At 57.9% G+C, this 22,890-nt stretch carries 23 protein-coding genes, 1 rRNA gene and 1 other RNA gene; 22 read left to right on the top strand and 3 right to left on the bottom strand.

Features of this window, described 5'->3' with window-relative positions:
- Nucleotides 1-16 precede the first annotated feature (16 nt).
- The 13 genes from rrf to AC13E3_RS18580 all read left to right on the top strand — a co-directional run bounded on the left by rrf (nucleotide 17) and on the right by AC13E3_RS18580 (nucleotide 10,687).
- A 5S ribosomal RNA gene (gene rrf / locus AC13E3_RS18640) occupies nucleotides 17-131 on the top strand.
- A gap of 130 nt (nucleotides 132-261) precedes the next feature.
- A complete protein-coding gene (locus AC13E3_RS18635; RefSeq protein ID WP_008176567.1) occupies nucleotides 262-1,812 on the top strand; it encodes a 2-isopropylmalate synthase in 1,551 nt (516 codons plus the stop codon).
- Between the two features lie 36 nt (nucleotides 1,813-1,848).
- A complete protein-coding gene (locus AC13E3_RS18630; protein WP_008176565.1) occupies nucleotides 1,849-2,661 on the top strand; it encodes a hypothetical protein in 813 nt (270 codons plus the stop codon).
- The gene (rimI, locus tag AC13E3_RS18625; RefSeq protein WP_008176564.1) at nucleotides 2,661-3,146 is read left to right on the top strand and encodes a ribosomal protein S18-alanine N-acetyltransferase; all 486 of its coding nucleotides are present in this window, start codon (nucleotides 2,661-2,663) and stop codon (nucleotides 3,144-3,146) included. The genes AC13E3_RS18630 and rimI overlap by 1 nt, the downstream gene beginning before the upstream one ends.
- Before the next feature lie 88 nt (nucleotides 3,147-3,234).
- Complete coding sequence (gene prfC, locus AC13E3_RS18620) at nucleotides 3,235-4,815, top strand: peptide chain release factor 3 (protein ID WP_008176562.1); 1,581 nt, start codon at nucleotides 3,235-3,237, stop codon at nucleotides 4,813-4,815.
- Nucleotides 4,816-4,836: 21 nt separating this feature from the next.
- Entirely contained in the window at nucleotides 4,837-5,622 is a 786-nt protein-coding gene (locus tag AC13E3_RS18615; protein WP_008176559.1) for a TatD family hydrolase, read from the top strand.
- A 193-nt stretch (nucleotides 5,623-5,815) separates the two neighbouring features.
- Nucleotides 5,816-6,244, top strand: coding sequence for a 50S ribosomal protein L13 (rplM, locus tag AC13E3_RS18610; RefSeq protein ID WP_008176556.1), 429 nt, complete (start codon nucleotides 5,816-5,818; stop codon nucleotides 6,242-6,244).
- Between the two features lie 12 nt (nucleotides 6,245-6,256).
- Nucleotides 6,257-6,649, top strand: a complete 393-nt coding sequence (gene rpsI, locus AC13E3_RS18605; RefSeq protein WP_008176554.1) for a 30S ribosomal protein S9 — start codon at nucleotides 6,257-6,259, stop codon at nucleotides 6,647-6,649.
- Between the two features lie 243 nt (nucleotides 6,650-6,892).
- A complete protein-coding gene (petA, locus tag AC13E3_RS18600; RefSeq protein WP_008176552.1) occupies nucleotides 6,893-7,486 on the top strand; it encodes a ubiquinol-cytochrome c reductase iron-sulfur subunit in 594 nt (197 codons plus the stop codon).
- On the top strand, nucleotides 7,486-8,718 hold the full coding sequence (locus AC13E3_RS18595) for a cytochrome b (protein WP_008176550.1): 1,233 nt from the start codon (nucleotides 7,486-7,488) through the stop codon (nucleotides 8,716-8,718). Before petA ends, AC13E3_RS18595 begins: the two co-directional genes overlap by 1 nt.
- Complete coding sequence (locus tag AC13E3_RS18590; RefSeq protein WP_008176547.1) at nucleotides 8,718-9,473, top strand: cytochrome c1; 756 nt, start codon at nucleotides 8,718-8,720, stop codon at nucleotides 9,471-9,473. Before AC13E3_RS18595 ends, AC13E3_RS18590 begins: the two co-directional genes overlap by 1 nt.
- A 108-nt stretch (nucleotides 9,474-9,581) precedes the next feature.
- A complete protein-coding gene (locus AC13E3_RS18585) occupies nucleotides 9,582-10,211 on the top strand; it encodes a glutathione S-transferase N-terminal domain-containing protein (protein WP_008176545.1) in 630 nt (209 codons plus the stop codon).
- 59 nt (nucleotides 10,212-10,270) lie between these two features.
- Nucleotides 10,271-10,687, top strand: coding sequence for a ClpXP protease specificity-enhancing factor (locus AC13E3_RS18580; protein ID WP_169702205.1), 417 nt, complete (start codon nucleotides 10,271-10,273; stop codon nucleotides 10,685-10,687).
- 44 nt (nucleotides 10,688-10,731) lie between these two features.
- Here the strand turns inward: AC13E3_RS18580 and AC13E3_RS18575 are convergent, their stop codons facing one another.
- The 3 genes from AC13E3_RS18575 to AC13E3_RS18565 are packed head-to-tail and all read right to left on the bottom strand — an operon-like array spanning nucleotide 10,732 to nucleotide 13,652.
- Nucleotides 10,732-11,322 (bottom strand): D-sedoheptulose-7-phosphate isomerase, encoded by a 591-nt coding sequence (locus AC13E3_RS18575; RefSeq protein WP_008176542.1) that lies wholly within the window; start codon nucleotides 11,320-11,322, stop codon nucleotides 10,732-10,734.
- Nucleotides 11,323-11,333: 11 nt separating this feature from the next.
- Nucleotides 11,334-11,699: a YraN family protein gene (locus tag AC13E3_RS18570; protein ID WP_008176539.1), complete on the bottom strand. Its 366-nt coding sequence runs from the start codon at nucleotides 11,697-11,699 to the stop codon at nucleotides 11,334-11,336.
- A 24-nt stretch (nucleotides 11,700-11,723) separates the two neighbouring features.
- Entirely contained in the window at nucleotides 11,724-13,652 is a 1,929-nt protein-coding gene (locus tag AC13E3_RS18565; RefSeq protein ID WP_227497880.1) for a penicillin-binding protein activator, read from the bottom strand.
- 75 nt (nucleotides 13,653-13,727) lie between these two features.
- Between AC13E3_RS18565 and rsmI the strand changes: the two genes are divergently transcribed.
- The 9 genes from rsmI (at nucleotide 13,728) to mraY (ending at nucleotide 22,886) form a co-directional block, all read left to right on the top strand.
- Complete coding sequence (rsmI, locus tag AC13E3_RS18560) at nucleotides 13,728-14,624, top strand: 16S rRNA (cytidine(1402)-2'-O)-methyltransferase (RefSeq protein ID WP_008176535.1); 897 nt, start codon at nucleotides 13,728-13,730, stop codon at nucleotides 14,622-14,624.
- A gap of 53 nt (nucleotides 14,625-14,677) precedes the next feature.
- An RNA gene (gene rnpB / locus AC13E3_RS18555) (RNase P RNA component class A) lies at nucleotides 14,678-15,027 on the top strand.
- Between the two features lie 301 nt (nucleotides 15,028-15,328).
- Nucleotides 15,329-15,781, top strand: a complete 453-nt coding sequence (gene mraZ, locus AC13E3_RS18550; RefSeq protein WP_008176533.1) for a division/cell wall cluster transcriptional repressor MraZ — start codon at nucleotides 15,329-15,331, stop codon at nucleotides 15,779-15,781.
- The gene (gene rsmH, locus AC13E3_RS18545) at nucleotides 15,778-16,761 is read left to right on the top strand and encodes a 16S rRNA (cytosine(1402)-N(4))-methyltransferase RsmH (RefSeq protein ID WP_008176531.1); all 984 of its coding nucleotides are present in this window, start codon (nucleotides 15,778-15,780) and stop codon (nucleotides 16,759-16,761) included. The genes mraZ and rsmH overlap by 4 nt, the downstream gene beginning before the upstream one ends.
- A 2-nt stretch (nucleotides 16,762-16,763) precedes the next feature.
- Nucleotides 16,764-17,168 carry a cell division protein FtsL gene (gene ftsL, locus AC13E3_RS18540; RefSeq protein ID WP_008176529.1) on the top strand — a complete coding sequence of 135 codons (405 nt, stop codon included), beginning with the start codon at nucleotides 16,764-16,766 and terminating at the stop codon, nucleotides 17,166-17,168.
- A 34-nt stretch (nucleotides 17,169-17,202) separates the two neighbouring features.
- On the top strand, nucleotides 17,203-18,942 hold the full coding sequence (locus tag AC13E3_RS18535; protein WP_008176526.1) for a peptidoglycan D,D-transpeptidase FtsI family protein: 1,740 nt from the start codon (nucleotides 17,203-17,205) through the stop codon (nucleotides 18,940-18,942).
- A gap of 4 nt (nucleotides 18,943-18,946) precedes the next feature.
- Entirely contained in the window at nucleotides 18,947-20,431 is a 1,485-nt protein-coding gene (locus AC13E3_RS18530; protein WP_092030365.1) for a UDP-N-acetylmuramoyl-L-alanyl-D-glutamate--2,6-diaminopimelate ligase, read from the top strand.
- Nucleotides 20,428-21,816 carry a UDP-N-acetylmuramoyl-tripeptide--D-alanyl-D-alanine ligase gene (locus AC13E3_RS18525; protein WP_104271803.1) on the top strand — a complete coding sequence of 463 codons (1,389 nt, stop codon included), beginning with the start codon at nucleotides 20,428-20,430 and terminating at the stop codon, nucleotides 21,814-21,816. Before AC13E3_RS18530 ends, AC13E3_RS18525 begins: the two co-directional genes overlap by 4 nt.
- Complete coding sequence (gene mraY, locus AC13E3_RS18520) at nucleotides 21,801-22,886, top strand: phospho-N-acetylmuramoyl-pentapeptide-transferase (protein ID WP_008176520.1); 1,086 nt, start codon at nucleotides 21,801-21,803, stop codon at nucleotides 22,884-22,886. Before AC13E3_RS18525 ends, mraY begins: the two co-directional genes overlap by 16 nt.
- Nucleotides 22,887-22,890: the final 4 nt, after the last annotated feature.

Here is a 22,890-nt window from a genome sequence, read left to right as displayed (position 1 = left end):
GTGATCAACCGTTTTGCCTGACGACCATAGCGGTCTGGAACCACCTGATCCCATCCCGAACTCAGAAGTGAAACAGACCAGCGCCGATGGTAGTGTGGCGTTGCCCATGTGAGAGTAGGTCATCGTCAGGCTCCTAATACCGAAAACCCCAGCATCCTCGATGCTGGGGTTTTTTATTGCCTGAAATTCACGGCCTCACTCACGGCAGGCCGGTGATATACTCTCCCCATAACGAACGACATCTCAGAATGGAGCCTGCCAATGCCTGCCACTGATCACCTGGTTATTTTCGATACAACGCTCCGTGATGGCGAGCAAAGCCCCGGTGCCACCATGAACAAAGCCGAGAAGCTCCGCATTGCGAAAGCGCTGGAAAAGCTCCGGGTGGATGTTATTGAGGCAGGATTCGCGATTGCCAGCCAGGGCGATTTCGAGGCGGTGAAAGCGATCGCCGAGTCCATCAAGGACTCAACGATCTGCAGTCTAGCCCGGGCGCTCGACAAGGATATCGATCGCGCGGCAGAAGCTATCCGGCCGGCACAGCGCGGGCGTATTCATACGTTTATAGCCACGTCGCCCATTCACATGAAGCACAAGCTGCAGATGCAGCCGGATGAGGTGATTGAGCAGGCGGTTCGCTCAGTGAAACGCGCGCGGAGTCATGTCGACGACGTCGAATTCTCCTGCGAGGACGCCGGACGTTCCGAACTGGACTTCCTCTGCCGGATCATCGAGGCCGCCATCGATGCCGGTGCCAGCACGATCAATATCCCGGATACGGTCGGTTATGCCATTCCCGAGCAGTTCGGTGAAACCATCCGTCAGTTGTTGAACCGGATTCCAAACGCGGACAAAGCTATTTTTTCAGTGCATTGCCACAACGACCTGGGTCTGGCTGTGTCGAACTCCCTGGCGGCGGTTTCCCAGGGAGCCCGTCAGGTAGAGTGCACCATCAATGGGCTGGGTGAGCGGGCCGGTAACGCGGCGCTCGAAGAAATTGTCATGGCGGTTCGTACCCGCCAGGATCTGTTCCATATCGATACCCGCATTGATGCCCAGCACATCGTGCCGGCGTCTCGTCTTGTTTCTACAATCACCGGTTTTCCGGTACAGCCCAACAAGGCTATCGTCGGCGCCAATGCCTTTGCCCATGAATCCGGGATACACCAGGATGGGGTTCTGAAGCACCGGGAGACTTATGAGATCATGCGGGCGCAGGACGTTGGTTGGCATACCAACAGCCTCGTCCTGGGCAAACACTCCGGTCGGAACGCCTTCCGTACCCGTTTGCTGGAGCTCGGAATTCAGTTTGAGACCGAGACGGAGCTGAATGAGGCCTTTACACGGTTCAAGGCGCTGGCAGATCTGAAACATGAGATTTTCGATGAGGATCTTCAGGCGATTGCCACCGATACCCGGCAGAAAGAGGAAGACGGCCGTTATGGCCTGGTCTGTATGCAGGTCTGCTCGGAGACCGGAGTCGTACCCAAAGCCAATCTCACGCTGAGCGTAGACGGCAAAGAGCACAAGGTTGAAGCCGAGGGCAGCGGGCCGGTCGATGCCACGTTCAAGGCAATCGAATCTCTGGTGGATTCCGGCTGCAATCTCCAGCTGTATTCCGTAAACAACATTACCAGCGGCACCGATGCCCAGGGCGAGGTGACGGTACGCCTGGAGCGCGGTGGCCGCATCGTTAACGGCGTGGGTGCTGATACTGATATCATCATCGCGTCCGCCAAGGCTTACATTGAGGCCCTGAACCTGATCAGCAAGGGCGGAATTCGACAGCATCCCCAGGTCGCGGATGTGTGAGAATGGTTATTCGGTGAGTCGCGACAGGCGAAGGTAATGGTTGGATCGGAAGCAGAGCGTCAGTTTTATCTGGGAGCAGCGGGGATACGCATGTGGTATGCCCGGCAACCGTTGCCCGGCGCGGCGCCAAGCCCGGATTTTGAGTTTCCCGAGGAGAGTCAGGTTCCGGAGCCAATGCCTGGAACTTCTGAAACCATACCCAGTCCGGTAAGAGATGCCGGTCGCCCTGCGCCGCGTAAACCGACGGGCCCAGATAGAACTGAAGGCGTGGCCCGAATAGCGGATCTTCAGGCCTTGATGGAAGGTGAGGCTGTCGCGCCAGGCAACGCCTCCCGACAGCCTCCCCAATCGCCTGCCGTGTCGGATGACGCTGCGAACTCTCCGGAGCCCGCAGCGCCAGAGGACATGTCAGAGCAGCCTGCCGGGATTCCCTCTGAAAACGTTAACGTCATGATCTGGGCGGGAACCAGGGCGGTACTGATCGGAGGTATGTCTGCGGATGCCAGCAGTCGACTGCAGGAAACCCTCGCACTGAATATTCTCAAGAGCCTTGGTGAGGAGCAGCCTCAAGTGCTCGGGCAAGTCTCCTGGCCTATCTTCAACAATCTGTTGGTGCCCGGGAACTCCGGCCATGACTTTGTTGAGGTGATGCGCAGTGTTCTGTCGGGCCTGGAACGTCAGCAGGTTGTCGTCTTGCAGGGTGGAGAGGATGCAGAAAAAAGCTGGCTGAGCGAAGCCCTTGGACACGACGCAGCAGTCCGGTTTCCGCACACCCTTGCTGAGATTGCCGGCAACCCGACATTGAAGCGCTCCCTGTGGCAACAGATACGGCCTCTGGTCGCCCGTTAATGCCTTATCCGGAAACCTACCAAAAAGTTCTTGATGCCGATCTTATTGTGCGCCCCCTGGTGCCCGAGGATGTCCCGGATGTGCTCGATATAGAGCGCCAGGGTTATTCGCACCCCTGGAGCGAATCGGTGTTTCTGGATTGTTTCAAGGACAACTACCGGCTCTGGGGTGCCTGCCATGGGGGCAAACTCACCGCGTACGCTGTCGTGGCCTACATGGTTGATGAAGCGCATTTGCTGAATATCTGCGTCCACCCGAGAGCCCGCGGTGAGGGGGTGGGGCGCTATCTTCTGAGGCATGTTCTGGCAACCGCAGCTCATGAAGGTATGGCTCAGCTGTTGCTCGAAGTAAGGGACAGCAATCATGCCGCTATCGCGTTGTACCAGAATGAAGGCTTTCACGAGATCGGCCAGCGCCCCGGGTATTATCCGTCTGCCAGTGGGCGGGAGGATGCCCGGGTCCTGATGCTTGCCCTCGGCCAGTGATCACTGCAGTGCGAGTTAGCGTCACAGCGGCATAGGGCCTATAATGGCCGCCTTTTCCAGAACTTCAGATTCAGGTTGCTTTTCGATTATGTCTAACCTTTCCCAGGAAGTGGCCAAGCGCCGCACCTTCGCCATTATCTCGCACCCGGATGCCGGTAAGACCACGATTACCGAGAAGGTGCTATTGTTCGGGCAGGCAATCCAGAAGGCCGGTACCGTCAAGGGAAAGAAGTCTGGCCAGCACGCCAAGTCCGACTGGATGGAAATGGAGAAAGAGCGGGGTATTTCGGTAACCACCTCCGTCATGCAGTTTCCTTATGGTGGCAAGCTGGTGAACCTGCTGGATACGCCGGGCCACGAAGACTTCTCGGAGGACACCTACCGCACGCTCACGGCGGTGGACTCCTGTCTGATGGTTATTGACAGCGCCAAGGGTGTCGAGGAACGGACCATCAAACTGATGGAGGTTACCCGGCTGCGGGATACGCCGATTATCACGTTCATGAACAAGCTGGATCGGGACACCCGGGATCCGGTGGAGCTGATGGACGAGGTTGAGGAAGTTCTGAAAATTGCCTGTGCACCGATCACCTGGCCCATCGGTATGGGCAAGAGCTTCAAAGGGGTTTATCACCTGCTTCGGGACGAGGTTATTCTGTATCAGTCCGGCCAGGGCCATATGATTCAGGACAAGCGCGTTATCTCGGGGCTGGACAATCCCGAGCTTGATCAGGCGATTGGCGCTTACGCCGGCGATCTGCGTGATGAAATTGAGCTGGTCAAAGGCGCGTCCCACGAGTTTGACCAGGAAGCTTTTCTTGCCGGTGAACTGACGCCAGTCTTCTTTGGTACCGCACTGGGTAACTTCGGCGTGGACCACATGCTCGATGGTCTGGTGGAGTGGGCCCCGGCGCCGCAACCGCGGGAAACCGACCAGAGACTGGTCCAGCCGGCCGAGGACGGGTTCTCGGGCTTCGTATTCAAGATTCAGGCAAATATGGATCCACAGCATCGTGACCGTGTTGCCTTCCTCCGCATTGTCTCCGGCAGTTACAACCAGGGTATGAAGGCTCGTCATGTCCGTATTGGCAAGGAAGTCCGGTTTTCCGACGCGCTGACGTTCATGGCCGGCGACCGCGAACACGCCGAGCAGGCGTTTGCCGGCGATATTATCGGCCTGCACAACCATGGCACCATTCAGTTGGGTGATACCTTTACTGCTGGCGACGACATGAAGTTCACCGGCATCCCCAACTTTGCGCCCGAATTGTTCCGCCGGATTCGCCTGAAGGATCCGCTCAAGGCCAAGCAGCTCCAGAAAGGGCTGATACAGCTGTCCGAAGAGGGTGCCGTCCAGGTGTTCAGGCCGCTTCGGAATAACGATCTCATCGTCGGGGCGGTCGGTGTGCTGCAGTTCGATGTGGTGGTCAGTCGCTTGAAAAGCGAATACAAGGTGGAGGCCATCTACGAGCCAATTAACGTAGCTACTGCGCGGTGGGTCACCTGCAGCGATGAGCGCAAACTTGATGAGTTCCAGCGCAAGAATAACGACAACCTGGCCCTCGATGGGAGTGACAGGCTGGCCTACATTGCTCCGACCATGGTCAACCTGAACCTGGCCCAGGAGCGGTATCCGGACATCCAGTTCCACAAGACCCGGGAGCATTAACGGTTCCGGGCGGAGGTGACTGTGCAGCTGATCGACGCCCATTGCCATTTCGATTTTCCCCAGTTCGATGGCCGCCGCGATAAAGAGCTTGAGCAGGGCCGATCGCGCGGACTCCGGGGGCTGGTGATACCCGGTGTCCGGCGAGCGGACTGGGACCGCGTCCGCGAGACAGCGCTGGCTCATGATGGTCTGTTTTACTGTCTCGGCATTCACCCCTGGTTTGTGGAAGAGCATTCTGAAGAAGATCTGACTCAGCTCCGCCGATTGCTGGAGGGTCGTCCCGACCGCTGTGTGGCAATCGGTGAATGCGGACTCGATCGAATCCGGGGAAGTCTCGAAGCGCAGTTGCCCTGGTTTGAAGCCCAGGTGGCGCTGGCTGACGAACTGAATTTGCCGCTGGTGATCCACTCCGTCAAGACCCATGACGAAGTTCACGGTGTGCTCAATCGTCGCCAGTGGCAGGGTCGAGCACTGATTCACGGATTCAGCGGAAGCTTCCAGCAGGCTGCAAAGCTGGTCGATCTTGGGTGCTTTATCGGGGTAGGGGGTGTGATCACCCATCCCAGGGCCCGAAAGACCCGCGACGCAGTCGCAAAATTGCCACTGGAGGCGCTGGTGCTTGAGACAGACGCCCCGGACATGGCGCCGGAAGGCGTGCCACAGGGAGAGAACTCCCCACGCTATCTGCCGGATATTCTGGACGCGCTCGCGGAGCTCCGTGGCACGTCGCCGGAGCATCTGGCGCCGGCGCTTCTGGATAACGTGTCGGGGCTGTACGGTTGGGCGACTGCCGGTATAGGGGAATAACGAAACGAATCGACACAGGGTTGGCTTTCCTGGGTGGTTCGAGTATACTTCGCGCCCTGGCTTTTCAAGGCGATGTCATTATCTCAGCCCCGAATGATGGCAACGCAACACAGGTATGGAACCCCCTCCGGATGCCTTGCATTTACCGGCGGTGGTTTTTAACGTTTCTTATATAGCGTTCAAGGCGGAATCAATGAAGACTCTGAGTGCGAAACCAGAAACAGTAAAACGTGACTGGTACGTTGTAGACGCAGCCGGCAAGACGCTGGGTCGTCTGTCAACCGAAATCGCCCTTCGTCTGCGGGGCAAGCATAAGCCTGAGTACACCCCCCACGTAGACACTGGCGATTACATTGTAGTGATCAACGCCAGCCAGGTGCGGGTTACCGGCAAGAAAGCATCTGACAAGATGTACTACAGTCATACCGGCTTTCCGGGTGGAATCAAATCCATCAACTTCGAGAAGCTGGTCGACAAGGCACCCGAGCAAATCATCCAGAAGTCTGTCAAAGGCATGCTTCCGAAGGGACCGCTCGGTCGCGCCATGTTCAAGAAGCTGAAAATCTATGCCGGCGCTGAGCACCCTCACGCAGCCCAGCAGCCCAAAGAACTCGACATTTAACGGAAGGCGGATATGTCTGTAGCACAAAATTACGGTACTGGTCGCCGCAAGACATCCACGGCTCGGGTTTTTATCAAGCCGGGAAGCGGTAACATCTCCATCAACGGTCGCACCATCGAAGATTTCTTCGGTCGCGAAACCCTGCGCATGATCGTTCGTCAGCCCCTGGTGGTTGCCGAGTCTACCGATCGTTTTGATATCAACATTACCGTTAAGGGTGGTGGTATCAGTGGCCAGGCCGGCGCAATTCGCCACGGTCTGACCCGCGCTCTGATGGATTACGACGAAACTTTGCGCCCGGCGCTGCGTAAAGCGGGTTATGTTACCCGTGATGCACGTGAAGTTGAGCGTAAGAAAGTGGGTCTGCGCAAGGCGCGTAAGCGTCCTCAGTACTCCAAGCGTTAATTTCGCTGGAGCAGGATCCTGGAAAACCCGGCCCTTTTCGGTCGGGTTTTTTTATGTTCGAGTGATCTGTCAGCAAATTGATCTGGAGCAGGGGTGAGGCGCCAGCGGCGGCTTTCTGACTTGTAAGCCTCTGGTAATTTCATTACCATTTGGACGCTTATATTTTTGGGTTGTGAAGTCCTTTTGATGCGCATTGTCGGCTGTGTTGCGGGCGGTGGCATCGCCTGATGGGAGAAGACCATAATGAATAATGGCGACGTTAGCCAAGGCCGGCGCCGGTTTCTGATCGGTGCTACGTCTGTGGTGGGTGGAGTCGGCGTCGTCGGTGCGGCGGTTCCGTTCCTGGGGTCGTGGAACCCCAGTGCAAAAGCGGAAGCAGCCGGTGCACCGGTAACCGTCAATATCAGCAAGATTGAACCGGGTCAGCAGATCACCGTTGAATGGCGGGGTCAGCCGGTTTGGATCATTCGCCGTACCGACGAGATGAATGAGAACATCGAAAAGCTTAACGATCGGGTGAAAGATCCGAACTCGGAAGTGCCGCAACAACCTGAGTACATCGACGGCATACTCCGGTCGCTGAAGCCGGAATTTGCTGTGTTGGTCGGGCTGTGTACGCACCTCGGTTGTGTTCCGTCCTACCGGCCGGAAGTTGCACCGGCAGACCTGGGTGATGAGTGGCTGGGCGGTCTCTTCTGTCCTTGTCATGGTTCCCGCTACGACATGGCAGGAAGGGTATACGAGGCACAGCCAGCACCCACAAACCTTGTGGTTCCGCCGTACCGTTTCGACGATGATTCGACCCTCACGATTGGTCTTGATCCGGAGGCAGCGTAATGAGCAAATTACTTCACTGGGTGGACGAGCGCCTTCCGGTCATCGAAGCCTGGAACAAGCATCTGGGCAAGTACTATGCTCCGAAAAACTTCAACATCTGGTACTTCTTCGGATCACTGGCGATGCTGGTACTGGTTAACCAGCTGGTGACCGGTATCTGGCTCACCATGAGCTATAACCCCTCGGCTGAAGGTGCATTTGCCTCTGTCGAGTACATCATGCGTGATGTCGAGTGGGGCTGGCTGCTGCGTTATCTGCACTCCACAGGAGCGTCCGCATTTTTCGTTGTGGTGTATCTGCACATGTTCCGGGGGCTGATGTATGGCTCCTATCAAAAGCCGCGTGAGCTGATCTGGATCTTCGGTATGCTGATCTACCTGATCCTGATGGCTGAAGCGTTCATGGGCTATCTCCTGCCGTGGGGCCAGATGTCCTACTGGGGTGCGCAGGTTATCGTTAACCTGTTTGGTGCTATACCCGTGATCGGTGAGGATCTCTCTCTCTGGATTCGTGGTGACTACCTGATTTCCGGTATTACCCTCAACCGATTCTTTGCGCTGCACGTGGTGGCGCTGCCGATCGTGCTTCTGGGCCTGGTAGTGCTTCACATCCTGGCACTGCACGAAGTGGGCTCCAACAACCCCGACGGTATCGATATCAAGAAGAACAAGGACGAAAACGGCATCCCCAAAGACGGAATCCCGTTCCATCCTTACTACACCGTGCACGATCTTCTCGGCGTGGGCGTTTTCTTCTTCATCTTCTTTATCGTGGTGTTCTTCTTCCCGGAAGGTGGCGGGTTGTTCATCGAGAAGCCGAATTTCGAGCCGGCAAACCCGTTGAAAACACCAGATCATATTGCGCCCGTGTGGTACTTCACTCCGTTCTACGCAATGCTGCGTGCGGTGACGATCGACCTGTTCGGTCTTGACGCCAAGTTCTGGGGTGTTGTTGTGATGGGTGCGGCAATCGCCATCCTGTTCGTACTGCCCTGGCTGGATAAGAGCCCGGTACGGTCCATGCGTTACAAAGGCTGGTTGAGCCGTATTGCACTGGCCATCTTCGTGGTGAGCTTTGTGATCCTCGGCTATCTCGGTCTTGTACCCGCTACCGAAGGCCGCACAATGGTTGCCCAGATTCTGACGGTGCTGTACTTCCTCTACTTTATCCTCATGCCGTTCTATACGCGCATGGAGAAAACCAAGCCAGTTCCAGAGAGGGTGACAGGATAATGAGAAAGCTGATTTTTGGTCTTTTCATCGCGGTCCTGCCAGCTCTCGGGCTGGCAGCGGGTTCAACCGTGCCGCTGGACAGCTTTGAGTCAGATCACTCTGACAAGGCATCTCTCCAGCGCGGAGCGGCAACCTTTACCAACTATTGCATGGGTTGTCATTCCATGGAGTACGCGCGCTACAAGCGTGTGGCTGAGGATCTCGAAATTCCCGATGAGCTGTATGAGGAAAACCTGATCTTCACCGGCGCCAAAATTGGCGAGCTGATGAAAAACTCCATGAACAAAGACATGGCGGCTGACTGGTTCGGTGCTCCGCCACCGGATCTTACGCTCGAAACCCGTCTGCGTGGCGAAGCGTGGGTATATTCCTACCTCCGCGGTTTCTACAAGGACGAGTCCCGTCCGCTGGGCGTCAATAACGTGGTATTCCCGAATGTCGGTATGCCCCATGTTCTGGTTGATTTGCAGGGGCTCTGCGCCGTTGAACCGAAAATCGGAACGCCGGCCAGCGTTGAGCCCCTGAGTGGCAACATCAATAACGCGGATGTTTGCCCGGAGTACGCTATCGAAGGCAGCATGTCTGGAGCAGAGTTTGACCAGGCCATGTATGATCTGACCAACTTCATGTCTTACATGGGTGATCCGATCAAGCTTGAGCGTGAGCGTCTGGGGATCTTTGTCCTGATCTTTGTGGCCATCTTCTTCGTGTTCGCCTACCTGCTCAATCGTGAGTACTGGAAGGACGTACACTGAGAAATAGGGTATAATCCCGTCCCCTGAGTTCCAGCGGGCATAACCGGCCCGCTGGATTTTTGCGTTTTTTCAGGATCATTTCGGTTTGTTTACTCGTGAGGTAGTTCTATGGGCGTTGTGACCAAGCGGTCATCAATGACGTTTTTCTCGGATCCGGCCAGCCATTACAGCCACAGAGTGCGGATTGTACTGGCAGAGAAGGGTGTTACCGTCGATATCGTTGATGTGGATCCCGACAATCCGCCGGCTGAACTGGCCGACCTGAACCCGTACAACGCCCTGCCGACGCTGGTGGATCGTGATCTGGTGCTTTATGAGCCCAACATCATGATGGAGTACCTCGACGAGCGTTTCCCGCATCCGCCCTTGTTGCCGGTATACCCGGTTGCTCGAGCCAACAGCCGTCTGATGATCCATCGGATCCAGAAAGACTGGTGTGGCCTGGTCGACCAGATTCTGGCTCAGCCGAATGCCAAGGCTTCTGAGACAGCGCGCAAAGAGCTGAAGGAAAGCCTGTTGGCGACGGCGCCCCTGTTTGGGGAGATGCCCTTCTTCTTGTCCGAAGAGTTCACCATCGTAGACTGCTGTATTGCCCCGATCCTCTGGCGTCTCCCGTCGCTGGGCATTGAGCTGAATGAAAAGCAGGCCAAGCCACTTCAGAAGTACATGGAGAGCATCTTCAGCCGGGAAGGCTTCAAGGCAAGCCTGTCAGATCTGGAAGAAGACATTCGCAGCTGATTTGGTAACGTTCCGCTTGCCGGAGCAGGAGAGTGGCAGTGGCTGAGAGTAAAAACACCATGACGTCCAGCCGTCCGTACCTGGTACGAGCATTCAATGAGTGGATTCTGGACAATGACTGTACCCCCTACATTGTAGTGGACGCAGGCATTCAGGGTGTGCAGGTGCCGACAGAGCATGTCGCGAACGGGCAGATTGTGCTGAATATCAGCCCGGGCGCCGTGCGCGGCCTGGTCATCGGGAATGGAGCGCTGGAATTCAGTGCCCGTTTCGGTGGCGTGCCCATGCAGGTGTTTATTCCGTTGCAGGCGGTGATGGCAATCTACGCCAAGGAAAACGGCGAGGGCATGGTCTTCGGCAGTGAGCCGGGCTCTCCCGATCCTGACGGTACCTCGAAGGAGCGCGATGGTGAGCAGGCGTCACCTGGTCAGGAGGATCGCCCCTCTGGCAGGCCTACCCTCAAGGTTGTGAAATAACGCCAGCGCACTCGTTTTGAAAAGCCAGCTTACGCTGGCTTTTTTTATCCCCCGAAGATTTTTGCGTCGATAAGCCCGCAAAGGGCATTGATGATGAGCAGCAGCAGAGGTGTAGCCTCCGTGGGACTGAGATCGTTCAGGGCGATTTCGTGGTCCTCTGGATGCAACAAAGAGGTTATGTCCGATTTCTCCCTGGCACTAAGAACCACAACACTCATTTCCCGATCATGGGCAACCTGGATAGCCTGGATAAGATTTGCCTTGTGGCCATCGTCGACGATCACGAACAACAGATCCCCGGGTTTGCCAATCGCCCGGACCTGACGCGAGAAGGTATCGTTGAAACGGTTATCCCGGCAGATGGCCGAATAGGTCGTTGCGTCGGCGCCGAGATTGATGGCGGGCAGTGCCGGCCTGTCCTGTTCGAAACGGTTCAGAAGCGCGGTACAGAAGTACTGGGCCAGAATGTTGGCATTACCGTTGGCGCAGGTAACTATTTTCCCGTCCTGGAGCAGAGTTTCCACGAAGGCATTGGCAACCTCCTCGATAGCAGGGCCGGCCGTACTCGCGGCCTGCGCGGTATGCTCCATATGGCTTGCGAACCACTGGTTGATCTGGTGTTCGGTGTCGGTCATTTTCGGTATCACTATCCTGCCAGAATTGCATTCCTGATCCATTGTACCCGGTATTTTTTGACGGTACCCGGGCTGATGGCAACCACATCTATCCGTGAGAGACTGTTCCAGAGCCCGTGCCTGTGCAGGTAAAACGAGACTGCACGAATCAGGCGTTTCTGTTTGGGGTAATTGATGGAGCTTGCAGGATCTACAAGGCTGCCAGCGCCCCGATAGCGGACCTCGAAGAATACGAGAGTCTCACCTTCCTGTCCGACGAGATCAATCTCGCCGCCGCGATTGTAGACGTTGCGCTCAATAATCCGGACGCCCCGACTGGCGAGGTAACGGGCTGCAACGCCCTCGAAGTGGTTACCCAGGGTTTTGGTGCCATCCATGGCTACTGTTTTTCTCCGTTGGTGTTATTCGCTGAGAGGTGGGGCTTCCTCTTGAGCGCCTTCCATCTCTCCCTCTTCGGTTACCGGTTCAGGAATGAGTTCAGGGGCGCCGTTGCGGAACTGGGCCCAGAGTTGTTCCCGATGGATGCTGCCCTCGGGCGTCATGGTCAGCACACCTGTTTGGCCTGATATCGAGGCGCTTTCAACCTGTTTCAGCAACGGCAGGCGTTTGCTCAGGTGCCACGCATCGGCGCCCATGGCGAAAAGGCGCCCGGGCTGGCCACGGGTTCCGGACAGATTTTCGGTAGCTCGCGTACGCAGCTCATTGTCGTCGCCCAGTACCCAGGGAATATCAGTGAAAATAACGCCGTTCAGGTCACGGTCCCGTGAAGGTGCGGGTGTGCCCTCATAGATAATGGAAGGCGAGTACACAGGCAGGTCCCCGCCGAAATAGAAGGCGAAAAGCGGTTTGAACTGTCGGGCGACAGTGGGCTCTGCCACCATGACGATGGCGTCGGCATCCTGCCGGCGACGCGGCTCGAATTCGACATTCATGCCAATGGTGCGTTCAACCTGGATGGCCCGGTCGCGGGAAACGGTAATGCCCAGCAGGTCAGCCGTTACCGCCCTGAGGTTGTCTTCCCGATAGAAGCGCTCGATATCCAGGGCAACCCCTTCATGGGACGCCATGCGTTTCAGCAACGCAGCCTCAACGCGATCGCCCCATTCGCCGCCGGGGATAAGCACCAGAACCTGCCGCAGCTGTTCTGCGGCAAGCCGGTCGGCAATTTGCCGGGCCTCGTCCTCTGCCGAGAGACCGAACTGGTAGAGTCCGTCAGCAGGCTTGGTATCCGCCGGCAGGTAATTCAGCCCGAGAGCGGGTACGGGCAGCGTATTCATGGAACCCAGTCCGGCCAGTGCCTCTTTTTCCAGGGGGCCGACAATCAGGTCGATATCCTGTTCCGATAGCTGCTTGTAAAGTTCGCTGAAAGACGTGCCGGCGGTATCAAAGATCCGAATGTCGGTTTTGCCCCGGTCAGCAGTGTCATCCAGGTAGTACGCTGCCAGAAAGCCATCCCGGATGGCCTTGCCCGCCGTTGCCAGCGGGCCCTGGAGAGGCAGGGCAAGAGCGATTTTTTCCGGACGGCTGTCCGCCAGTGTGGCGATCAGTTGGAGTTCCGAGGGCAGAATCTGGGCGGCAGGATGGCCGGGCCAGTTGTTTTGCCAACCCCGGATGAGTCGGCCCTGCTCGTCTATGCCGGTTTCTGCAGTGCGCACCAGGTTTGCCAGCTCCAGCCAGCCCTGGGCCTCATAGCCAATCGCTTCGGCAGAGGCCGAGCTCAGCTCGGTGCCCGGTACCTTCTCCAGCAGGGACCAGATGCGGTTATGAATCTGTTGCGCATCCGCGGTGTTATCCGTCTGGGCCAGCAGGATAAGGGTCATGGCCGCAGGCATCGGCTTGCCCGCCAGGTCATAAGTGTCCGCCTGCAGGTTGGCGGCCCGGGCCATCAGGTCGGCCGGGTACTCTATAAAGGTCGACGGCGTGAGTTCGGCGGCAAGCGCCTCTGCCCAGGATTCGTCCTCAAGGGCCTTGGCGCTTGCCATGGCTAGCAGGAGTTTCTGGTTGCCAAGGTCCGCAGCCGGTTGCGCCAGCTGCGAACTTTGAAGTAGCGTTCGTGCTGCCACGTGGTTGCCCTGGTCCTGAAACCTGCTGGCGATCCGGAGGAGGTAGGCCTGGGCGGTCTCGATATTATCTTCGTTGCCGGCAAGCTCGAGGGCCTGGTCGGCCGTTTGCGCGACGTGGGTTTCGAGATTGACGGTGGCGCAGCCCGCCGACAAAAGGGCGGCAGTAAATACGCTGGCCAGGGCTCGTTGATGAATACGGATATTTAACATGGCAGGCTCGACATACTCCGGATGATTGGGCTTGTAGCGCCAGACTAACGCTGGCAAGTTTAACAGCTCCGGGGTTAATTCACATGACGTAACTGTCACGCTCCCGGATACCCCATCACAGAGGCACACGCTTTGAAAAACGAGGTCAGCGATTACCCGTCGTCCGATAGCCGCAGGGATGAACCGGGCGGCACTCTTTATGTTGTTGCCACCCCGATTGGCAACCTTGATGATCTATCTCCAAGAGCAACCCGGACCCTCGCCCACGTGGATGTGGTCGCGGCAGAGGATACGCGCCACAGTGGCCGGCTATTGAGCCATCTGGGCATTCAGAAGCGAATGATCGCATTGCATGACCATAACGAAAAAGATCGCGCAGCCGGAATCCTCGCTGAGCTTAAGGCCGGGCGCGATGTGGCGCTGATCTCCGACGCCGGTACACCGCTTATCTCCGATCCCGGATACGTGCTGGTGCGCGACGCCAGGGCTGCGGGGTATCGGGTGAGCCCGATTCCGGGGCCCTGTGCACTGGTAGTGGCTCTGAGCGCGGCCGGCCTGCCGACGGATCGCTTTCTGTACGTGGGATTTCTGCCTGCCAAGCGCTCGGGTCGCAGGGCCAGTCTTGAGCCGCTGGCCAGTGAGCCGGCCACTCTGGTGTTCTATGAATCGCCGCACAGGATTCTGGAGTCGGTACGGGATATTGCCGAGGTGCTGGGCGAGGATCGTGAGATGGTTCTGGGGCGGGAAATCACCAAGACCTTCGAAACCTTCTATTCCGGTTCGATTGCGGAGGTTCTGGCAGAGTTGGAGCAGGATCCCCACGGAACCCGTGGGGAGTTCGTGGTCATGGTTCGAGGTGCGATGGCGCAACCTGGTAATGATGACGCGGCTACCATGGATGTGGACCGTGTGCTTCGGGTTTTGCTGGCAGAGCTTCCGGTGAAGAAGGTCGCCAAAATGGCCTCGGAGCTGACCGGTCTGTCGAAGAATGAGCTGTACCAGCGCGCACTGGCGCTGAAAGACAGCTGAGTACAGTGGCGTTTTCCCTTGCAAGGCTCTGAGCGCAGGAGTATTGTCTCGCCCGAGCTCGCCAGACAGTCGCCGCCGGTTTTCCGGGGGAGGAAAGTCCGGGCTCCATAGGGCAAGGTGCCAGGTAACGCCTGGGCGGCGCGAGCCGACGGAAAGTGCAACAGAAAGTATACCGCCTAAGCGCCTTCGGGCGCCGGTAAGGGTGAAACGGTGCGGTAAGAGCGCACCGCGTGGCTGGCAACAGTCCACGGCGATGGTAAACCCCACCTGGAGCAAGACCAAATAGGAATCCAATGGCGTGGCCCGCGCTGGATTCGGGTAGGTTGCTTGAGGCCTGTGGTGACGCAGGCCCTAGATGAATGACTGTCCAAGACAGAACCCGGCTTATCGGCGAGCTCGCTTTTTCCCTTCCTGAAACGTCTGTCATTCTCAACAGGCGTTCTTTATAGCCAAAAAATCTTAAACCTCACTTGCAGTCTTCAGAGTTTTTTGCAGGTATTTGATTTTACTTCTTTTCTTTTCCGTAATCTCACCATTTTATCGAATCTGGCTCTGTAACCTCTTGTCATAAAAGGAAGTTTTCCAAGTGTGGCGCTGTTTGCGGCGCTTGCATTGTGTATTGCGTGTTTCTATAGTGTGCAGAAGTGGGAAAAAGTGGTTTCTAGTGGTTTTTTGTGGATATCGGGCACCCAGAGACAGCGTAAATGAGTAATTTTCTCGGCAGTCATGCCATCAATATGGATGCGAAGGGTCGCCTGGCGATCCCCTCCAAGGTACGCGAAGAGCTCGCGCAGGCTTGTGGTGGGCGCATTGTATTGACAGCAAACGCTGACGAGGAGCGGTGTCTGCTGGTCTATCCGGAGCCCGAATGGGAAGTTCTACGGCCTAAAATCGAGGCGCTTCCCAACATGAATAAGGCGGCCCGGCGGCTGCAGCGCCTGATCCTGGGTAATGCTGCGCCCATGGAGCTGGATTCGGCCGGGCGCATTCTGATTCCGCCAACTCTAAGAAGCTATGCCCATCTGGAGAAAAAGCTGATGTTGATCGGGCAAGGCAAGAAGCTAGAGCTCTGGAGCGAAGAGCGCTGGTTTGCCTGGCTGGATGAATCCTCTGATGACGAAGACATGCCGCCCGAGATGGAGGCGCTGTCCTTATGACCACCGATCGCAATCAGGAGGCCGGGGCGGCGTACTCGCATCGCTCGGTGCTCCTGGATTCGGCGGTCGACTATCTGGTCAACGACCCCGACGGTAATTACGTGGATGGCACCTTTGGACGGGGTGGTCACAGCCGCCTGATTCTCGGTCGCCTCGGCCCGTCGGCGCGGTTGCTGGGTATCGACAAGGATCCCGAGGCGATACGCGCGGCGAAGGAATTGGAAACCCAGGATAACCGGTTCCACAGTTTCCACGGTTCGTTTGCGGAGCTGGGCGCTGCGGTGGTCGGTCAGGGTTGGCAGACAGTGAATGGTGTGTTGCTGGATCTCGGCGTGTCATCGCCGCAGCTTGATGATGCCTCCCGTGGATTCAGTTTCATGCGTGATGGTCCACTGGACATGCGCATGAATACCGAACAATCGCCCAGCGCCGCCGAATGGCTTGCAACAGCGGGCGAGTCGGATATCGCAAACGTGATTTTCCGTTACGGCGAAGAGAAATTCTCGCGGCGCATTGCCCGGCTACTGGTCGAGCGTCGGCAGGAAGCGCCCGTCGAAACCACTCGCCAGTTGGCAGAGTTGGTCAGCGAGGCGGTGCCGAAGAAAGAAAAGCATAAGCATCCGGCCACCCGGACGTTTCAGGCAATCCGGATCTTTATCAACCGGGAGCTGGAGGATCTGGAAGTCGGCCTTAAGTCTGCGGTTGACCATCTGGCACCCGGCGGGCGACTCGTGGTGATCAGCTTTCATTCGCTGGAAGACCGGTTGGTCAAGCGCTTCATGAGGGATCTGGCCCGCGGGCCGCAGTTGCCTAAAGGTGTTCCGGTAACGGCAGAGCAGGAGGCCTCCGACTTCCGCTTGGTTGGTAAGGCCAGCAAGGCCGGCGCTGACGAAGTAAGTGACAACGTACGTGCCCGCAGTGCAGTCATGCGGGTGCTGGAACGCACAGATCTCAGGAAAAACTCGCAGGGGAGCGCGTAACCATGGGCGCGGTAGCCATTGAAGAGCCGGTAAAAACGGCAAAGCTCAACAAGCAGAAGGTCCGCGACGGTGTTGCAACTGCGGTCCGGATTTCAAGGCAGGTATTCGCTGCGACCCGGCAGGGCAAAGTGCTGGTCTCGCTTGGGCTGGTGGCCGTGTTGCTGGCGTCCTCCATCGGCGTGGTGGTGAGCGCCCACGAGAACCGGGAGCTCTTTAATACCCTGTCGCAGCTTCAGTCCGAGCGCGACCGCTATCAAAGTGAATGGAGTCAGCTGCTGCTTGAACAAAGTGCGCTTAGTGCCCACGGTCGAGTCGAAAAGCTGGCGGCTGAGCGTTTCAGCATGGTAGTGCCGGGGCGCCAGGATATTGTGCTGGTACCGCTGATGTCGCCGGTTGCAAACCGATAATAAACGAAAACAACAACGATTCAGGGTGATCGACGTGTCCGATCAGGGAAAGAAGACAACATGGGGGCAGCGTTTGGCGTCCGGGCTGGCAGCCTGGCGCTTTGGCTCCGTCGTGGGCGTCTTTCTCCTGGTCGTTGGTGTACTTGGATGGCGTCTGGTCGACCTCCACGTCGTGGATAACGACTTTCTGCGTAAACAGGGTGATGTCCGGACCATCCGGGTTGAGAGTATTGATGCTCATCGTGGTGTTGTCACCGATCGTTATGACGAGCCGCTGGCCGTCAGCACGCCAGTGCAGACCATCTGGGCGAATCCTTCTGAAGCCAATCCCTCCGAGGCGCGACTCACCAACCTTGCGCGGCTGCTCGATATCAATGAAGCCTCTCTCCGGCAGCGTCTCGAAGAATACTCCGGGCGGGAATTCATCTATCTGCGCCGCAAGGTTCAGCCGGATCTGGCCAGAAAGGTTCTCGAACTGGAGATTGACGGGATATACACCCGTCAGGAATACCGTCGCTATTACCCTGCAGGTGAAGTCACCGCTCACGTTGTGGGCTTCACCGATATCGACGAACGCGGGCAGGAAGGGATCGAACTCGCCTACAACCAGTGGCTGTCCGGTGAAACCGGCCGGAAGCGGGTCCTGAAAGACAACCGTGGCCGGGTTATCAAGGATCTGACCCTGATTCGCGATGCCAGCCCCGGCCAGAACCTCGCCCTCAGCATCGACCTGCGCCTCCAGTACCTGGCCTATCGCGAACTCAAGGCTGTGGTGACGGCTCATAATGCCAGAGGGGGTACGCTGGTCATGCTCGACGTGGATACCGGTGAGGTCCTGGCGATGGTCAACCAGGGGTCCTATAACCCCAATGACCGCAGTCAGCTCGCAGCGGAGAATCTTCGAAACAAGGCTATCACCGACCTGTTCGAGCCAGGCTCAACCATGAAGCCGATCACCACGGCGGCGGCTCTGGAATCCGGCAGCTACTCGGTTAACAGCACCATTGATACCAACCCGGGTTTTCGCCGTTTCGGTCGTTTCACCATCCGGGATCATCGCAACTATGGCGTCATGGATATGACCGAGATCATCGTCAAGTCCAGCAACGTCGGAATCAGCCGGATTGCTACCGACCTTGGCGGCGATGTGATTCGTGATCTTTACGCCCGTCTGGGGCTTGGCCAGCCAACGGGGATCGGTTTTCCCGGCGAAGCCGTGGGCGTATTGCCATCGCCACCCAAGTGGCGCCCCGTGGAAGAGGCGACACTGTCTTATGGATACGGTATGAGCGTGAACGCTCTTCAATTGGCCCAGGCCTATATGGTGATCGCCAATGGTGGCGTGCGTTATCCCCTGAGCCTGGTCCGGCAGGACAAGAAGCCGGAGGGGCAGCGAGTGCTCTCGGAGCAGGTCACCCTCCAGGTTCGCAATATGCTGCGCGAGGCCGTTTCAAGGGGTACCGGTAAGCGGGCCCAGCCTGGATTCTACTCGGCTGGTGGCAAGACCGGGACTGTTCATCTTGTTGGGGCCCAGGGTTACGAGGATAGCCAGTACAAGGCGATTTTTGCCGGTATGGCGCCTATTGATAACCCGAGGCTGGTTACGGTTGTGGCCGTTGATGCGCCGCAGTCCGGAGAATACTACGGTGGTGAAGTGGCCGCGCCAGTATTCTCACGGGTAATGAGTGACGCACTGCGACTGTTGAATGTGAAGCCTGAACTGGAAGTGGGAGAGGCCGAAATGGCTGCTTCTGCATCCGGAGAGCGAGGGTAGGCCTATGTGCATCACATCTCTCAGCACGTTATTGCAGGGTATCGTAGCGGTTCCGTCGGTGTTCGACGTGACCATCCACGGACTGAAAACCGACAGTCGGGAAGTCGCCTCCGGCGATGCCTTTATCGCCCTCTCGGGCGCCCGAACGCCGGCTGACTTCTATGTCGATAAGGCCATTGCAGCGGGCGCAACGGTCATCCTCCTGGAAGCGCAGCAGGCGGGAGAGTGCACCGAACACCACGGTGCCTTGATCGTACCTGTCGCTGGCCTACGCAGTCTGGTGGGGCGAATCGCTGATCGCTTTTTCGAGCATCCGTCGCAACGACTTCGCCTGATTGGCGTGACCGGAACCAATGGCAAGACGTCGGTCTGCCAGTATGTCGCACAGCTGCTCAAGGAAACGGGAACGCCCTGCGGCATCCTCGGCACCCTGGGCTATGGCATGCCCGGCGCCCTGCAGCCTGCGACGCATACGACACCGGATGCGGTTCAGGTTAACCGGGTGCTGTCCCGGATCGTGAAACAGGAAGGTCGGGCAGCCGTGATGGAGGTGTCCTCCCATGCCCTTGATCAGGGCCGCGTGGATAACCTCTCGATGACCGGCGCTGTATTCACGAATCTGACCCGGGATCATCTGGATTATCACGGTTCCATGGAAGCCTATGGTGCCGCCAAGGCGCAGCTTTTCCAGCGTGAAGAGCTGCATTTTTCGGTAATCAACTTTGACGATCCATTTGGTCGACAGCTCTTCGAACAGCTGGACGGCAAATGTGATCGCGTGCGCTACAGCCTGCACGAGGCCCAGACCGAGCTCTGGTTACGGGAATTCCGACCAACCGACGAAGGCTTTGAAGCTGAGGTCGATGGCGAGTGGAGCCGGTTTGTTGTCTCGGTTCCGCTGATGGGAAGTTTCAACGCGAGCAATGTGTTGGCGGCTATGGCAACGGTTCTGACGCTTGGCGTGCCGATCGAGCGCGTGCAGCAGGCTGTGGGTCGGCTCACACCGCCACCGGGCAGGCTGGAGCGGTTTGTGGGTGCTAATGGTGTCAGGGTGGTGGTCGATTACGCCCACACCCCGGATGCCCTCGCCAATGCTCTGACAGCACTGCGTCCGCACGTTACCGGTGAACTGGTGTGCGTGTTTGGTTGCGGCGGTGACCGTGATGCCGGTAAACGTCCGGAAATGGCCCGGGAAGCCGAGAGGCTTGCAGATCGGGTGGTCGTTACTGATGACAATCCCCGCAGTGAGGACCCCGAAACAATTGCGCGGCACATCCTCGCCGGTTTCACGGACGCCGCCCGGGTCTCTGTTATCCATGACCGGGCCGAGGCCATTCAGTCGACGATCCGCTCGGCCACGCCAAACGACGTAGTTCTGATCGCAGGGAAAGGCCACGAGGCTTATCAGGAAATCGCCGGCCAGAAATACCCGTTCAGTGATGCGGAGCAGGTTCGCCACGTCTTGAAACTCAATGGGGGTGTGGCATGATGCGCGCCTTTTCGCTGGCGGAAGCCAAGGGTTGGCTGGGCGCCCAGTGCGCTTCGGGCGACCTTGCGTCGGTGAGCTTCGCCGGGGTTTCCACTGATACCCGCACCCTCGAGCCTGGCCAGCTGTTTGTGGCCCTGCGCGGCGAAAATTTCGATGGCCACCGTTTCCTGCAACAGGCCATGGATAAAGGCGCAGTTGGCCTGGTGGTCGATACGTCTGATACCAACCTGGCTCTGCCTCAGTTGGTAGTGAATGACACACTGGAGGCCCTTGCCCGGCTAGCGGCCGCCAACCGTGAAGAAAGCACAGCGGCCATCCTCGCGATCACTGGCAGCAGCGGCAAGACCACCGTCAAGGAAATGTGCGCCGCCATTCTGTCGCAGATGGGCAAGACGCTGTCAACGAAAGGCAACCTGAACAATCACATCGGCGTTCCGCTTACGCTGTTCGGCCTTTCTCCGGAACACCAGTACGGCGTGATTGAACTGGGTGCCAGTGGGCTGGGTGAAATTGCCCATACCGTCGCCCTGGCAAAGCCCCGCGTTGCCATTCTCACCAATGCTGGCGAGGCCCATCTGGAAGGGTTTGGCAGCTACGAGAACATTGTCCTGGCCAAGGGCGAAATCATTGACGGCGTCGCGTCAGACGGGCTGATGGTGCTCAACGGTGACGATCCGGCCTTCGCGCAGTGGCGCACCCGAGCCGGGGCCCGCCGCGTCGCAGGTGTCAGCCGTCTCGGCGCCGAGGCGGATTATCACGCAGTCATTGAGGGCCAGGACGCCGGAACCAGAACCTTTCAGGTCAGCGGCCCGAACGGCTGGCTATGCAGGGTCACGCTGGGCCTGGAGGGCGATCACAACATCACCAACATGCTGCTTGCCATCGCGGCAACCCGTGAGTTGGGTGCCAGTGATCAGGCGATTGTTGCAGGGCTGGCCAGTGTTGCGCCGGTGAAAGGGCGGCTTCAGGTCTTGGAGTTGTCGCCGGAAATGACGCTGATTGACGACAGTTACAACGCCAACCCGTCGTCCATGAAAGCCGCGCTCGGCGTGCTGGCCGGCCGTGCAGGTCAGAAGATTGCTGTACTCGGTGCCATGGCAGAGCTTGGCGCCAAGGCAAATGCGTTGCACAGGGAAGTTGGAGTGTGCGCCCGGGAGCATGGTATCGATCGACTGATTACCGTGGGGCCGGGTTGTGAAGGTTATGCCGACGGGTTTGGCGAGTCCACGGAACTCGGGCTGAGCCATGAGCAGGCCGTTGAATCGGCGATTGGGGATAAAAACACACCATTGACAGTGCTGGTCAAGGGTTCTCGCAGTTCCGCCATGGAGCGTGTGGTGGAGGGAATTAAAGAAAAGGTGAATAACTCATGCTGCTCTGGCTGACAGAGGTCCTATCACAGTATTTCTCCGCACTGACGGTGTTTCAGTACCTGACCCTGCGTGGAATTCTGGGCACACTCACCGCGCTGCTGATTTCGCTGATCATCGGCCCCGTGATGATCCGCAAGCTGAGCCAGTACCAGATTGGTCAGGCGGTGAGAGATGACGGTCCGCAAACCCATCTCAGCAAAGCTGGCACCCCGACTATGGGTGGCGCACTGATCCTGGTGGCCATTGGCATCAGTACGCTGCTCTGGGCGGATCTTGGTAACCGCTACGTCTGGGTCACCCTGCTGGTGACGCTCCTGTTCGGCGCAATCGGTTGGGTTGATGACTATCGCAAAGTCGTGGAACGTAACCCGCGGGGCCTGCCGGCCCGCTGGAAGTATTTTTGGCAGTCGGTTATCGGCGCTACGGCGGCTGTAGTGTTGTTCTTCAGTTCCGCCTTGCCCCAGGAGACGTCTCTGTATGTGCCCTTTGTAAAGCAGGTATCCCTCACCCTTGGCCCGGTGCTGTTCATTCTGCTCACCTATTTCGTGATCGTTGGCAGCAGCAACGCCGTCAACCTGACCGACGGCCTGGATGGTCTGGCAATCATGCCAACGGTGATGGTCGCCGGAGCGCTTGGTATCTTCGCTTACCTGTCCGGCCACGCCCAGTTCGCCAATTACCTGTTGATCCCGCATCTCCCGGGCACCGGGGAGCTTATCGTATTCTGCGGCGCACTCGTTGGCGCCGGGCTTGGTTTCCTCTGGTTCAACACCTACCCGGCTCAGGTTTTCATGGGGGATGTGGGCGCCTTGGCCCTCGGTGCCGCCCTGGGTGTGGTCGCGGTGATTGTTCGCCAGGAAATAGTGCTGTTCATCATGGGCGGTGTGTTCGTGATGGAAACCGTGTCGGTGATCCTGCAGGTAGCGTCCTTCCGTCTGACCGGGCGGCGGATATTCCGCATGGCGCCGCTGCATCACCACTTTGAACTGAAAGGCTGGCCGGAGCCACGAGTGATTGTCCGGTTCTGGGTTATCACGGTCGTTCTGGTCCTGATTGGCATTGCCAGTCTGAAACTGAGATAGGAAA

Source organism: Marinobacter sp. L-80 (genome assembly GCF_056859395.1).
The sequence above is the reverse complement of the archived record's forward strand: the minus strand, read 5'-3'. Positions and strand labels throughout refer to the sequence as shown.